General features: G+C 70.0%; 10 protein-coding genes. 7 read left to right on the plus strand and 3 right to left on the minus strand.

Features of this window, described 5'->3' with window-relative positions; translation table 11 throughout:
* The first annotated feature begins 95 nt into the window (after nucleotides 1–95).
* The 4 genes from BJY22_RS23625 to BJY22_RS23640 are packed head-to-tail and all read left to right on the plus strand — an operon-like array spanning nucleotide 96 to nucleotide 4048.
* On the plus strand, nucleotides 96–566 hold the full coding sequence (locus BJY22_RS23625; RefSeq protein ID WP_167210201.1) for a flavodoxin family protein: 471 nt from the start codon (nucleotides 96–98) through the stop codon (nucleotides 564–566).
* A 59-nt stretch (nucleotides 567–625) separates the two neighbouring features.
* Nucleotides 626–1060, plus strand: a complete 435-nt coding sequence (locus tag BJY22_RS23630) for an SRPBCC family protein (RefSeq protein WP_167210203.1) — start codon at nucleotides 626–628, stop codon at nucleotides 1058–1060.
* 46 nt (nucleotides 1061–1106) lie between these two features.
* The gene (locus BJY22_RS23635) at nucleotides 1107–3557 is read left to right on the plus strand and encodes a molybdopterin oxidoreductase family protein (RefSeq protein WP_167210205.1); all 2451 of its coding nucleotides are present in this window, start codon (nucleotides 1107–1109) and stop codon (nucleotides 3555–3557) included.
* Complete coding sequence (locus BJY22_RS23640; RefSeq protein ID WP_167210207.1) at nucleotides 3554–4048, plus strand: type I 3-dehydroquinate dehydratase; 495 nt, start codon at nucleotides 3554–3556, stop codon at nucleotides 4046–4048. Before BJY22_RS23635 ends, BJY22_RS23640 begins: the two co-directional genes overlap by 4 nt.
* 1 nt (nucleotide 4049) lies before the next feature.
* Here BJY22_RS23640 and BJY22_RS23645 read toward each other — a convergent pair whose 3' ends face one another.
* The 3 genes from BJY22_RS23645 to ligA form a co-directional block, all read right to left on the minus strand.
* On the minus strand, nucleotides 4050–4502 hold the full coding sequence (locus BJY22_RS23645) for an SRPBCC family protein (RefSeq protein WP_337758889.1): 453 nt from the start codon (nucleotides 4500–4502) through the stop codon (nucleotides 4050–4052).
* An 81-nt stretch (nucleotides 4503–4583) separates the two neighbouring features.
* Nucleotides 4584–6182 (minus strand): DHA2 family efflux MFS transporter permease subunit, encoded by a 1599-nt coding sequence (locus BJY22_RS23650; RefSeq protein WP_167210211.1) that lies wholly within the window; start codon nucleotides 6180–6182, stop codon nucleotides 4584–4586.
* Nucleotides 6183–6241: 59 nt separating this feature from the next.
* The gene (gene ligA / locus BJY22_RS23655; protein ID WP_167210213.1) at nucleotides 6242–8239 is read right to left on the minus strand and encodes an NAD-dependent DNA ligase LigA; all 1998 of its coding nucleotides are present in this window, start codon (nucleotides 8237–8239) and stop codon (nucleotides 6242–6244) included.
* A gap of 86 nt (nucleotides 8240–8325) precedes the next feature.
* Between ligA and BJY22_RS23660 the strand changes: the two genes are divergently transcribed.
* The 3 genes from BJY22_RS23660 to BJY22_RS23670 all read left to right on the plus strand — a co-directional run bounded on the left by BJY22_RS23660 (nucleotide 8326) and on the right by BJY22_RS23670 (nucleotide 14317).
* Nucleotides 8326–11535 carry a BTAD domain-containing putative transcriptional regulator gene (locus tag BJY22_RS23660; protein WP_167210215.1) on the plus strand — a complete coding sequence of 1070 codons (3210 nt, stop codon included), beginning with the start codon at nucleotides 8326–8328 and terminating at the stop codon, nucleotides 11533–11535.
* 297 nt (nucleotides 11536–11832) lie between these two features.
* Nucleotides 11833–13236, plus strand: a complete 1404-nt coding sequence (locus BJY22_RS23665; RefSeq protein ID WP_167210217.1) for a CoA transferase — start codon at nucleotides 11833–11835, stop codon at nucleotides 13234–13236.
* Nucleotides 13237–13297: 61 nt separating this feature from the next.
* Nucleotides 13298–14317, plus strand: a complete 1020-nt coding sequence (locus tag BJY22_RS23670; RefSeq protein ID WP_167210219.1) for a LacI family DNA-binding transcriptional regulator — start codon at nucleotides 13298–13300, stop codon at nucleotides 14315–14317.
* Nucleotides 14318–14378 lie beyond the last annotated feature (61 nt).

The raw sequence follows: 14378 nt of genomic DNA on the forward strand, positions 1-14378 counted from the left end.
TAAGTCAGCACCTCGGTACCCCGGAACGCGGCACTCGACACGCGCATGCGTGCCGCCCGGCCCGGGCACCGGAGCCGCTGACCGAGGAGGGAGCTATGCACGCACTCGTGCTGAACTGCACGCTGAAGCCGTCACCGGCGCGATCGAACACCGATCAGCTGGCCGAGGTCGTCGTGGACGGCCTGCAGCGCGAGAAAGTGAACGTCGAACGGATACGGCTGGTGGCCCAGCGCATGCTCGAGCGGATGGACGCGATGCTGAGCGAGACGGACGCAGCGGGGCGCCCGGTGGCGTACAACCGGGTCGCCGGCGTCGTTGTCACCGGCAACGAGGACGGCGCGCACCACGTCATCTCCGAGATCAGCGGGGCGCTGTGCGACATCGGGTACACGATCCCCGGCCAGTCCTGGACGTACTGGAACAAGGGCCCCGGTCCCGGGCCGAGCTACACCGAGACGGCCGAGGGGCACGAGTGGTCGGCCAAGACCGGCCGCGCGATGGCCTCGAACCTCGCCGCGGAGGCCAGGGCCCTCGCGGACAACCCGATCCCCGCGCCCAGCGGGTGACATCACCGGCCCCGCTGTGGACTCGGTGTGGCGTGGGCGCGGGAGGGTACTGGGGTCCCGTGAGCGAGAACGAGTGCCAGATCCAGGCGAGTGCCGAAGACGTGTTCGCCGTACTGACCGACGGATGGTCGTACGCCGCGTGGGTGGTGGGCGCGTCCCGGATCCGTGACGTCGACCCGCCGTGGCCCGAACCCGGCGGGAACATCCACCACTCCGTCGGGGCGTGGCCGTTGCTGATCGACGACACCACGACCTCCCTGGAGTACGAGCCGCTGAAGCGGCTGCGGCTGCGCGTCCGGGTCTGGCCCGCCGGGCACGGCGAGGTGGAGTTCCGGGTGACCGAGACCGCCGACGGGTGCCGGATCGTGATGACCGAGCAGTCGACCAGCGGCCCGATCTCGCTGCTGCCCACGGCGGCGGCCGATCTGGTCCTGCATCCGCGGAACGCGGAGACCCTGCGACGGCTCAAGCTGCTCGCCGAGAAGCGGTCCTGATCGTTCGCCGTCGTTTGTCGCAGTACGGCGCGGGAACCGGCCCGGAATGGGAAAGATCGATCGGATCGCGGAGCCTTGGGGAACGCGGGCGCCGTACGGGCCGGGGGAGCGGTGGCCGGTCCGCGTGGACCTCCGGCTGGACGACGGGGTGAGTCCGGCGGACGTCGACGCCTGGGTGCAGTCGGCGACGATCCTGCACTCGAACGGGGACGGCCTGGACATCGCGGTCAAGGACGGCCGGATCGTCGGCGTCCGCGGCCGGGCGGTGGACCGGGTGAACCACGGCAGGCTCGGGCCCAAGGACCTGTTCGGGTACCAGGCGAACAACTCCGCCGATCGGCTCACGACACCGCTGATCCGGCGCGACGGTGAACTCGTCGAGACCGACTGGGAGACCGCGATGACAGCGGTCGCCGGCCGGACGAAGGAACTGCTCGCCGAGCGCGGGCCGAGTTCGATCGGGTTCTACACGACCGGGCAGCTGTTCCTGGAGGAGTACTACACGCTCGCGCTGGTCGGCCACGGCGGCGTCGGCACGAACCACCTGGACGGCAACACCAGACTCTGTACGGCGACCGCGGCGGCCGCGCTGAAGGAGTCGTTCGCGTGCGACGGCCAGCCGGGCTCGTACACCGACATCGACCACGCGGATGTCATCGCCCTGTACGGGCACAACATGGCGGAGACGCAGACCGTGCTGTGGACCCGGATCCTCGACCGCCTCGCCGGGCCGAACCCGCCGAAACTCCTGTGCGCGGATCCCCGCCGTACGCCGGTGGCCGAGGCCGCGACCATCCATCTCGCGCCCCGGCCGGGGACGAACGTCGCGCTGATGAACGCGATCCTGCACGAGATCATCGCCAACGCATGGGTCGACCGCGACTACGTGGACCGGCACACGGTCGGGTACGACGAACTCGAGAAGCAGGTCGCCGACTGCGATCCGGACTGGGCCGCGGCGATCTGCGACGTACGACCGGGCGACATCCGCGACGCGGCACGGCTGCTCGGTACGGCGGAACGGCTGCTTTCGACTGTCCTGCAAGGCTTCTACCAGTCGCACCAGGCGACGGCAGCGGCCGTGCAGGTCAACAACGTGAACCTGATCCGCGGCATGCTCGGCCGGCCGGGCTGCGGGATCCTGCAGATGAACGGGCAGCCGACCGCGGAGAACACCCGAGAATGCGGCGCGGACGGCGACCTGCCGGGCTTCCGGAACTGGGCGAACGACGAACAGGTCGCCGACCTGGCGCGGGTCTGGAACGTCGACCCGCTGCAGATCCCGCACTACTCCGAGCCCACACACCTGATGCAGATGCTGCGCTACGTCGAGGACGGGTCGATCCGGTTCCTCTACGTCAGCGGGACGAACCCGGCGGTGTCGTTGCCCGAACTGCGCAGGATCCGCGAGCTGCTCACCCAGGATCGGCTGTTCCTCGTCGTCCAGGACATCTTCCTGTCCGAGACCGCGGACCTGGCCGACGTGGTGTTGCCGGCGGCAACCTGGGGCGAGAAGACCGGGACCTTCACGAACGCCGACCGGACGGTGCACCTGTCGGAGAAGGCAGTCGAGCCGCCGGGCGCGGCGCGTGCGGACCTGGACATCTTCCTCGACTACGCGCAGCGGCTCGACCTGAAGGACAAGGACGGACAGCCGCTGGTGAAGTGGACTGACGCGGAGGGTGCGTTCGAGGCGTGGAAGGAATGCAGTGCCGGAAGGCCCTGTGACTACACCGGTTTGAGCTACGAGAAGCTCCGTGGCGGACGCGGGATCCAGTGGCCCTGCAACGAGGAGCATCCGGACGGCACCGAGCGCATCTACGTGGACGGTGAGTTCTGGAGCGCGCCGTCGTACTGCGAGAGCTATGGCAAGGATCTGGTGACCGGAGCGCCGTTGGACCCGGTGGAGTACCAGGCGATGAATCCGTCCGGGAAGGCGGTGCTGAAGGCGGCGGAGTACCTGCCGCCGCACGAGCCGGCGACTCCGCAGTACCCGTATCTGCTCACGACTGGGCGAACGTTGTACCACTTCCACACCCGGACGAAGACGGGACGGGTACGACAGTTGCGGAACGCCGCACCGGACGTCTGGGTGGAGATGTCGGCGTACGACGCGGAGCTGCACGGCTGGGACGAGGGCGATCTGCTGCGGGTCAGCACGCCCCGCGGGAGTGTGGAGGCTCGGTTGCGGATCAGTGGCATCCGGTCGGGGACGCTGTTCCTGCCGTTCCACTACGGGTACTGGGACGCGCCGACCGGCCGGGCGGACCGGGCGGCGAACGAGTTGACCGTGACCGACTGGGATCCGAGCTCGAAGCAGCCGCTGTTCAAGTGCGCGGCCGCCAAGGTGGGACGCGTCGCTGTCGGGGACGCGCCGTCGGCGGCGCCGACGACGACGGCCTCGAAGCCGGTCGGTGGCGGGATCCGGCGGACCGTTGGCGGGATCGACGCCACCGTCGTCGAACATTTCGAGGCAGACCTGGAGGGGAGCCGGTGACGAAGAACAAGGTGGGTCTGGCGATCCGGGAGCTGCACCGGTCCGAGAACGACCTGGCCGCGGAACTGCTCCAGGCGTCCAGCCGGCACAAGGCCGAGCACGACATCTTCTATCTCGGCCGGGACCTGGCCAGGTGGTCGCAGGACCACGTCCGGGAGCTGGCGAGACATGGCAAGAACTACGACGTCGAACTCGACGCCGAGCCGCACGACGAACCCCGACTGCTGGCGACGGTCCGGCAGAAGGGCGCGGAGCTGATCGGCGGGCACCACGACCCGGCGCTCCTGCTGCTGAAGGATCTCCGCGAGATCCACCGCAAGGCCGCCGGTGTCTCGCTCGACTGGGAAGTGCTGGCTCAGACCGCCCAGGCGCTGAAGGATTCCGAGCTACTGGCGCTGACGAAGGCATGCCATCCGCAGACGCTTCGCCAGCTCCGGTGGGCCAACGCGTCCTTGAAGGCCAACGCCGCCCAGATCATGGTGACCCCTTAGCTCACGTCCCCACCTCGGCCTGCTGGCGGAGGCGCCCGAGGGCGGCCGTCCAGAACAGGTCGTAGTGATGGATCAGGCCGTGGCGGATGCCGCCGTGGGTCAGGATCAGGTGCGCACCCCGCAGCGCCGGGACCACGTCCACCAGGACCGTGCTGGACCGGTGCGGCGGATCGTCGAACGCGGCCTGGAAGTAGTGCGGGGGCTCGCAGGTCGTCACGATCCCGGTTTCCTGGGTCCGCGGACCTGTCGCCACCGTGAACGCACCGCGCTGTGTGTCGCTCAGGACCGCCGGCCCGAGCCAAGTGCTGAGGAGTTCCGGCCTGGTGATCAGCTTCCACAGGCGGCCCGCATCACAGTCAAATGTCCTGACATATCTGAGCTGTGGTGCCCGATTCGTGCGAGTCGTCCGTTGCGCGTCCGTCGTACGAGCCATACGGGTCCAGTGCCCGCCCATCGCCCTCCGCAGTCGCCCGGATCCACTTCACGTGCCCGCAATTGCCGGGAGACGGAAGCCGGGCTGACGATCAGAGCATGGTCAGTCGACGGCCGCGGGTGGGGCGCCTTTGCCGGTGAGGTGGGACGGTTCGCGTTTGCGGGGGAGCATCAGGGCCGGCACGAGCGTCAGGCCGACCAGCACCCACGCGACCCAGAAAGTGTGCGCGAACGCCTCGGCAGCGTCGACCAGGCCGCGGCTGATCGCGGCGGGGTCGAGATGGAGCTGGGCAAGGCTTTCCGGGCGGGTGTTGGACAGGATCGCCGCCTGGGTCTCGCGGATCCCCTCGCCGAGTCCGGGAATGTTCTGGGTGCCGGGGATGATCGGCGAGTTGTTGAGCTGGTTCGTCAGGATGACCGACATGGTCGCGACGCCGCACGAGGACGCGATCTGCTGGGTGATGTTGAGCAGCGTGGAGCCGCGCGCGACCTGCGGGCCGGAGAGCGTCCGCAGCGCGGACGTGAACAGCGGCATCATCGTTCCGCCCATCCCGAACCCCATCACGACCAGCATCGCGATAATTGCGCCGTACGACGTGGTCGCCGTGACCTGCGTCAACCCGAACATGCCGGCGACGATCAGCGCGATCCCGACCGGCACGATCCGCCCGACCGGCACCTTGTCGACCAGCCGCCCCGCGATCGGCATCGTCACCATCGCGCCGAGCCCCTGCGGCGCGACCAGGAGGCCCGCATGCAGCGTGGACTCGCCGCGGATCTGCTGGAAGTACGTCGGGACGAGCAGCAGCCCGCCGAAGAACGCGGCGGCGAACAGGAACATCGTGACGATCGAAACGGTGAGGTTGCGGTCGCGGAACAGCCGCAGATCGAGCAGCGGGTGCTCCGGCCGGAACGAGTGCCACACGAACGCCGCCATCAGCAGTACGCCGACCAGCATCGACACCCAGACGCGCGGTGCGCCGAAGTCGCCGTTCTCTGCGGGCAGGGACGAGACGCCGAACAGGAACAGCGCGAGTCCGGGCGACATCAGCGCCACCCCGACGAAGTCGAACGACTCCGCCCGTTCCGCGTGGTCCTTGGCCAGCGCGAACCACGCGTAGACCAGCGCGATCACGCCGAGCGGCACGTTGATCAGGAAGATCCAGTGCCAGCTCGCGATCTGGATCAGCCAGCCGCCCAGGATCGGCCCCAGGATCGGTCCGAGCAGCATCGGTACGCCGAGGATGGCCATCAGCCGCCCCATCCGGTGCGGCCCCGCGGCGCGGGTCATGATGGTCATGCCGAGCGGCATCAGCATGCCGCCGCCGAGGCCCTGCAGGACGCGGAACACGATCAGCATGTCGATGCTGGTTGCGGTGGCGCACAGCGCCGAGCCCGCGGTGAACAGGGAGATCGCGGCCATGTAGAGCCGTTTGGTCCCGAACCGGTCGGCCGCCCAGCCGGTCAGCGGGATCACGGTCGCCAGCGCGAGCGTGTACGCCGTGACGGTCCAGGCGACGTGGGAGTACGCGATCGGGCTGTCCGGCGTACCGAACTCGTCCTGGAAGGTGGGCAGCGCGACGTTCACGACCGTGATGTCGAGGATCGACATGATCGCGCCCAGCACCACGACGCCGGCGATCTTCAGCACCGCCGCGTCGATCTGGTCCGGGTACTCCGGCTGCGTCTCGGACTGGCTCACGATGGGACCCCCCTCGGGCACGCGTCAGGTCCTGTCCGAGATTACGCGCCCGGCCGGCGTCAGCGGGGAAGGAGGTCCGCGGCCTGCAGTTGTCGCCAGATCTCGGACTGGTCGACCACGGTGACGCCGAGCTTCTCCGCCTTGGTCAGTTTGGACGCGCCGACGTCGGCCCCGGTGATCAGGAAGTCGGTGCTGGCCGAGACCGACGAGGCGATCGTCGCCCCCGCCCGCTCGCACAGCCGCTGGAAGGCCGGGCGCGCGACCTTCTCGCCCGATCGCGGGTCGCTGATCGCTCCGGTGACCACGACCGTCTTGCCGGCCAGCGGCGCTCCGGCCGCGACGACCGGTGGCAGATCCTCTTCGCGTACGTCGAGTGACACGCCCGCTGCACGGAGTCGCTCGAGTTCGGGGCGGAGTCGCTCGAGGTGCTCGATCAGGGAGGCGGCGACCTTCGGGCCGATGTCCTCGACGGCGACGAGTCCGTCGACGCCCGCGTCGGCGACCTGCTCCAGTGAGCCGAACCCGGCGCGGCACAGGCGGGCCGCGGTGCCTTCGGACGCCATCGGGATCGCGAGGCCGATCAGCGCGCGCCGCAGGCCGACCTGGCGGCTGGTGTCGATCGACTCGATCATCCGGGCGGCCGAGACCTCACCGATCCGGTCGAACTCCAGCAGCCGCTCGGCGGTCAGGTGGTAGAAGTCCGACGGATTCTCCAGGATTCCGGCGTCGGCCAGCCGCTCGATCCAGACCCCGCCGATCGCGTCGATGTCGGCGGCCGCGCGGGAGGCCCAGTGGATCAGCCGGCGCACCGTCTGGGCGGGGCAGGAGACGTTGGTGCAGAACAGTTCGCGGCTGTTGCCCTGCTCGGTCAGCGGCTGCTCGCACGACGGGCACACCGACGGCGGCACGATGTCGCGCTCCGCCCCGGTGCGCTTCGACGCGTCGAGCACCCCGGCGACGAACGGGATGACGTCACCGGCCCGGCGGACCAGCACGGTGTCACCGATCTTGATGTCGCGGGCGCGGATGACCTCCTGGTTCGCCAGCGTCGCGCGCGTCACCGTCGTACCTCCGACGAAGACCGGCTCGAGCCAGGCGACCGGCGCGATCTTGCCGGTCTTGCCGACGTCCCAGACCACGTCCGCGAGAACGGTCGTCTTCTCCTCGGCCGCGAACTTGTACGCCAGCGCACCGCGGGGCGAGCTCGAACGGGTGCCCGCGGCGGCGAAGGCATCGCGATCGGCCAACCGCAGTACGGCGCCGTCCAAGTCGTAGTCCAGGTCGTTGCGCTCCTGCTCGATCGTGGCGATCACCGCCTGCGCCGCCGCGGCGTCGTCGCAGTGCCGCATACCGGCGACGGTGAAGCCCATCGCCTGCAACGCGCGCTCCAGGTCGGTGTCGGTGCTCTCCCGGTCGGTGAGCAGATCGAAGGCGAGGAACTGCAGGCGGCGCTCGGCGACCGTCGCCGGGTCCTTGGCGCGCAGCGTGCCGGCGGCCGCGTTCCGCGGGTTGATCAGCGGCTTGTCGGGATGGGCCGCGTTGTACGCCGCGAACGTGGACCGCAGCATGACGGCTTCGCCGCGGACCTCGATGCGATCCGGTACGTCGAGGCGGTCCGGGACACCGTCCGTGAGCGCCCGGACGAGCGGGGTCACGTCGTCGCCCGTCGTACCGTCGCCGCGGGTGACGGCGCGGGCGAGACGACCGTTCTCGTAGACGAGGGCCAGTGAGAGGCCGTCGAGCTTGGGCATCACGACGACCGACTGGCCGGGGAAGCGGGCGAAGAACGCCTCGACCTGCTCGGGGCGGGTCGCCTTCTCCAGCGACAGCATAGGCCGCGAGTGCCGGACCGGGGCGTGCAGCACCGCGGGCGCGCCCACCTGGTCCAGTGGGTTGGGATCGGGCGTGAGCTCCGGATTGGCCTCGATCAGCGCGCGCAGCTCGTCCTCGACCGCGTCGTACTCCGCGTCGGCGACGACCGGCGACCCGCGGTAGTAGGAGTCCCGCAGGACCACGATGCGATCGGCAAGTTCCTGAATCCGCTCCCCAACGTCCACGGCGAGGAGACTACCGGGCCGCTCCGACAAATTCGTTACCTCTGGCAACGAGTGCTCTGGTCCGGTGACTTCGTAGGATGCTGTAGGTGCCCCCAGAGCAGGACTCGTCCGCTGCAACGCCTGCTCGGGAGTCCGCTGTCCAGTTCGGCCCGCTGTTGCGGCGCCTCCGGCAGGACGCGGGAGTCACGCAGCGGGAGCTCGCCGGGCGGGCGGGGCTGAGTGCCGCGGCGATCCGTGACCTCGAGCAGGGCAGGACGCGCGCCCCGAAGTACAACTCGGTCGAAGCTCTTGCCAAGGCGCTTGCGCTGGGTGCGGGTGAGGCCGAGCGGCTGCACGCGGCGGCGAAAGGGCCTCGGTCGGTCGAAGCGGTCCCTGGCGGGCCGCTGTTCATCGGGGTGCTGGGACCGCTCGAAGTTCGGCACGGTGACGTCGCTGTGCCGCTGAACTCCGAACCGCAGCGGATGCTGCTGGCTCGGCTTGCCCTCGATCCCGGTACGACGGTCGGCCAGGACGAGCTCGTCGAGCTGCTCTGGCCACGCGCCGTACCCGCGAACGCGGTCAAGCTGCTGCAGACCCGGGTCGCCCGGCTGCGACGGCTGCTCGAGCCGGGTCCCGGCATCGTCGGCGCGCGGAACGGCTACCGGCTGTCACTGGACAACGTCGACCTCCTGCGGTTCCGGGAACTGACTGAGCAAGCAGCAGCTGTCGAGCCCCGGGCCGCGCTGGCCAAGCTGGCGCGTGCCGTTCTCCTGTGGCGGGGTGAGACCGATGTGCAGGCGCTCGCGTCGAGTCCGCTGTATGCGGCGATCTCCAACGAGTACGCGGCCGCGGTGCGGGCCTTCGCCACGCTCGCGCGTGATGTGGGCGAGCCCGAGCGGGCACTGGAGGCGCTGCGCAGCCTGACCGCGCGGCACGAGCTCGACGAGCCGCTGCATGCCGAGTTGATCCAGACGCTGGCCGCGTCGGGACGGCAGGCTGAGGCGCTGGCGGCGTACGACCAGATCCGGTCTGCCCTGGCCGATCACCTGGGCATCGACCCGGGGGAGAGGCTCCGGGCGGTGCATCTGGAGGTCCTGCGGCAGCAGAGCGGATCGCAGCCGACCACTCGCCCGGTCGTGCAGCAGGCACCCACGGCTCCACCGGATTTCGTCGGCCGCGCCAACGAACTCGCGACGATCGGCAAGGCCCTCCGCGGATCGGGCGCGCTGTCGTCACGCGTCGTACTGATCAACGGCATCGCCGGCGTCGGCAAGACTGCGCTGGCTCTGACGGCGGCACACCAGCTTCGCCGGCAATACCCGGACGGGCAGCTGTACGCCGACCTGCGGGGGAGCGGTGCCGCAACGCCGTCGACGCTCCAGGTCCTCGGGCGATTCCTGCGTGCGCTCGGCGTACCGGGCCGGCGGATCGGCACGGACGAGGCCGAAGCCGCCGCGTTGCTGCGGAGCGAGCTCGCGGACCGCCGGATGCTGATCGTGCTCGACAACGCTCAGGACACGGCACAGGTACGGCCGCTGCTGCCAGGAGCTGGCCGCAGCGACGTGATCGTGACGAGCCGTCGGCGGATGCCGGACCTGGAGGCGGTCGGCGTCGTGAGCCTCGAGCCGCTGCCGTACGACGACGCGGTCCAACTGATCGTGTCGACGGCGCGGCGGGTAGATGCCGGTGGCAACGGTGTGGCCGAGCTGGTGGAGGCGTGCGCGCGACTGCCGCTGGCGCTGCGGATCGCGGGCGCGCGGCTCGCCACCCGGCGCGAGTGGACGGTCGCCGACCTGGCGGGTCGCCTGGACGACGGCAACCGGCGCCTGACCGAGCTCAGCCTCGGTGAGTCGAGCGTGCTGAACAGCTTCCGGCTGAGCTACGCCGAGCTGGCTCCTGATACCCAGCGTGCGTTCCGGCTGTGCAGCCTGCATCCGGGTGACGATTTCAGCGCCGAGAGTACGGCGGTGCTGCTCGGGATGTCGACGGCCGAGGCCGACCGGGTGCTCGAGGCCTTGCTGGAGGCGAACATGCTGCTCCAGCACTCGAAGGAGCGCTACCGCTTCCACGACCTGCTCGGCCTGTACTCGCGCCGCCTTCTCGCCGAGGATCCCGAACGCGAGTCCGCGCACCTTCGGCTCTATCAGTGGTACGCCGACATGGTCGTGGCCGCGATCGACCGCGCGTATCCGCAAGTCCTGCGCCTGGCTGAGGGTGACGGCACCTTCGGCTCCGAGGACGAGGCGCTCGAGTGGCTGGACCAGCAGCTGCCGACCTTGCTGGCCGTCGTGCAGGGGGCGGCCGAGGTCGGCGAGCCGTCGCTGTCGTGGCGGATCATGGACCAGCTGCGTGGGTACTTCATGATCCGCCTGGACGCGGACGGTTGGCTGCCGGCGGCGGAGACCGGCCTGGCCGCAGCGACGGCGGCCGGGGACGACAGGGCACGGGTCTCGATGCTGATCAACCGCGCGCAGGCGTTCGGTGCGCTCGGGCGCGACGAGGACGCCCTGTCCGACTGCTTGGCGGCGCAGGCCCTGGCTGTCAGCGTGGGCTGGACCCGGGCCGCGGCGTACGGGGCTCACCAGATCGGGTGGCTGCAGTTCATCCGGGGCAGACTCGGCGACGCGGAGCTGTGGATGCTGCGCGCGCTGGAGTTGACCGAGGACGACCAAGGCGGGCACATCCGGGCCATCGTGGTCAACGGCCTCGGCATGATCCGCCTCCACCAGGGCGAGCCGGCGGAGGCGTCCGAGCTGTTCAGCACAGCGTTGCGGATCATCGCGGGCGGCCGCCGGACGTCGGCGTTCGTCATTCGCGGCAACCTGGCGAGCGCCGTACGGCAACTGGGCGACGTCGACCGTGCGGCCGAGCTGCTCGGCGAACTGCTGGAGAAGTACCGGCGCCGCTCGCATCTGCGCGGCGAGCTGTCCACGCTGGACGAGCTGGCCCGGTTGTACAGCCGGCGCGGCGACGGAGCGACAGCCTTGCGTACGGCGCTGCGGGCCCATCAACTCGCACTCGTCGTCCGCGATCGCAAGGCACAGGCGCAGACCGCGTCCGCAGTGGCCGAGGCGCACCTGGCGCTCGGGGACGCGGCGGCCGCGCTGCACTGGATCGAGGAGTGCCTGGCGATCGCGCGCTCGAGCTATCCGTACCTCGAGGCCGAGGCGCTGCTCGTCCTGGCCGCGGCCCGCCACCGGACCGGTGCCACGACCGCGGCCGCCGACGCTGCCGCGCAGGCTGCCGCGATCGCCGCTTCGTGTGGCTTCCGGTGGCTGGAGGCAACGGCCAGGACCGAGGGTTACCTGCAGGCGTAGACGGTCGGCACGAGGGTGCCCGAGCTGACGTCGTACCCGGCGGCCGTCCACCGCGCACCACGCTCGAACATGTGCTGCAGCTGCGTGCCGTCGGGGGAACGTGCTGCCGAGGACGTACCCGCCTTCGATGACCGAGCACCCGAACGACTCGCCCTCCGCCTGCGAGGTTGCCGTGACGAGCAGGGTAGTGGTGGCTGCGACGGCGGCCGCCCCAGCGGCCACCCTGCGTCGGTTGCCCCTGGCGGGCTGGTCGCTTATCGTTGCGCAAACGATTGAGCATCTGGGGAGGTGGTTGCGGTGCGGGCGGAGGACCTTCCGTTGGCCGGCGTGGTGGTGCTGGACTTCAGCCAGTTCTTGGCCGGGCCGGTCGCCGCGCTCCGCCTCGCCGACCTCGGCGCACGGGTGATCAAGATCGAGCGCCCGGTCACCGGCGAGATCGGCCGCACACTCGCGTTCGCCGGCCGCTGGGCGGACGAGGACACCATCTCGTTCCACGCGATGAACCGCAACAAGGGAGCTGTAGTAGCAGACCTGAAGGATCCAGCCGACCTCGAGCGCGTGAAGAGCCTCGTAGCGCGCGCCGACGTAGTGATCCACAACTTCCGCCCCGGAGTCATGGAGCGAATCGGCCTCGACTACGAGTCCGTCCGCACGCTGAATCCCGGCATCGTCTACGCAGCAGCCTCCGGCTACGGCACCGAGGGCCCCTGGTCGACCCGCCCCGGTCAGGACCTGCTGGCCCAGTCCATCTCCGGCCTGACCTGGGCGACCCGCCCCGACCGCCCCACAACCGTAGGCCTCTCCCTGGCCGACCACCTCCTGAGCTGCCACCTTGCCCAAGGCGTAACAGCTCTACTGGTCCGCAAGGTCCGCACGGGCCAAGGCGGCCTGATCGAATCCAGCCTCCTGGAAGCCATGCTCGACCTTCAAGCCAACCGCCTCACCACCCACCTCAACACCCCCGCCCGGTCACCCGACCTGACCGGACCGGATCCGACCGGACCCGACCAGTCGCCGACCGCGCCTGAGGGATCCCGCCACACAACCACCGCACGCCCGGCCAACGCTCACACCGCCGTCGGCTCCTCAGTTGGCGAAGGCCTCGATTCCTTCTCCGCCACCGGCGACTGGCTGCTCCCGGCCCGCCTCTACCCAACCGCGAACGGCCACCTGGCGATCGCGCCAACACCTCTCGCCACCCTGACCCGAGCACTACACGACGACGAGCCGGCGGCGACCGGCCGCGGGGTGGGTGAGGGGCCGCGGACGGGTGAGGTGCGGGAGAGCTGGTTGTCGGGCGGACCGCCGCGGGGTGAGGCCGGGGAAGTCGAGGCGTGGGTTGCGCAGCGGTTGTTGCGGGCGGACACGGGACAGTGGGTGGATGTTCTCGGGGCGGCGGGGATCGATTGTGCTCCGTTGCTGACTCTCGACGAGTTGCTTGCGTCGGCGGAGTTCGCGGCGGTCGAGATGACGCAAACCGTCGTACGGCCCCCGGTGGAGAAGGGTGGTAGACCGCTGCGTCTGACCACCACCCGCAGTCCGATCCGGATCGACGGTGAGGTACTCCGGAACGACCGGGCAGCGCCCCGGCTAGGAGCCCAGGGCAACCTCCGTGAAGGCGCCGGTCCGCTCCTCGCCGAGCCCTCCGGTGCCGTGGCAAGTGGTGCCGGGCTGGATCTGGAGGATGAGCGGGGTGGGTGAGGGCGGCGTGTCCTCGAGGCGTGGGGGTTGGCGGGGTGGGCGCGTCAGTAGGGTGGGCGGTATGGCGACCTTGGGTGATGTCGCGGCTCGTGCCGGTGTGTCGATTTCGGCGGTGTCGCGGGTGCTCAGTGATGCGCCGGATTCGCGGGTGAGTGCGGCCACCAAGCAGCGGATTCTCGACGCGGCCAGTGCGTTGAACTACCGGCCGAACTTCGCCGGGCGGGCGCTCAAGTCGGCGCGGACACAGGTGGTCGGGCTCGTGGTGCCGGATATCACCAATGCGCTGTTCACCGAGCTGATGCACGGTGCGGAGGACGAGGCCGCTGAGCGTGGGTACACCGTGCTGCTCGGGCGGTCGGATGACGTTCGGCCGGGCGGGGAGGTCATCGCGCGGCTGATCGGCGAGGGACGGGTCGACGGTATGGCGTTGCAGGTGGGGGATGGTGTGCCGCCTGCGGGGTTGCGTGATCTGCTGTCTACTCAGGCGCCGATCGTGTTGGTGAACTCGGCGATCCCGGGGCAGGCCGGCTCCGTGACCTTGGACGACCATCGCGGCACGTTGCTTGCGACGGAGCATCTGCTGGGACTCGGGCATGAGCGGATCGCGTTCGCCAACGGGCTGCCGCGGTCGTTCACGGCCAAGCGTCGGCGTACGGGGTACAAGCTGGCTCTGGCCACAGCTGGAGTGCGGGTGCCGGCGGGGTACGAGACCAGGGTTGGCTACACCGTGGACAACGGACGTACGGCTTTGCGGCAGTTGATGGCGCTCGATCCACGACCTACTGGGATCGTGGTGGCCAACGTCAACGCGGCTGTGGGGTTGCTGGGGGAGGCGCGCCGGCTGGGGATCCGGGTTCCGGACGACTTGTCGATTGTCACGGTGCATGACTCGTGGACTGCCGAGAACACGTGGCCGCCGCTTACTGCGGTGAAGATGCAGTTCTACGCGGTCGGGCGGACTGCCGTTCGGAGCGTGATTCGCCGGATCGAGACCGGTGAGACCTCCGATGAGGTTGTCACCGATCCACCGCCGGAGCTCATCATCCGCGAATCCACCGCACCCCCACCCAGCGCCACCTGAACTTCCGCGCTCTCGCGCGCCGCCCGCAAGCACTGGGGACCGCACAACCCACGGTGCAGTG

Origin of the sequence: Kribbella shirazensis (assembly GCF_011761605.1) — a bacterium.
Classification (GTDB): Bacteria; Actinomycetota; Actinomycetes; order Propionibacteriales; family Kribbellaceae; genus Kribbella; species Kribbella shirazensis.

Coding starts and splice junctions, on each gene's coding strand:
- BJY22_RS23625 (WP_167210201.1), top strand. CDS start 96: ATGCACGCACTCGTGCTGAACTGCACGCTGAAGCCGTCACCGGCGCGA.
- BJY22_RS23645 (WP_337758889.1), bottom strand. CDS start 4,502: ATGGGCGGGCACTGGACCCGTATGGCTCGTACGACGGACGCGCAACGG.
- BJY22_RS23670 (WP_167210219.1), top strand. CDS start 13,298: ATGGCGACCTTGGGTGATGTCGCGGCTCGTGCCGGTGTGTCGATTTCG.
- BJY22_RS23635 (WP_167210205.1), top strand. CDS start 1,107: ATGGGAAAGATCGATCGGATCGCGGAGCCTTGGGGAACGCGGGCGCCG.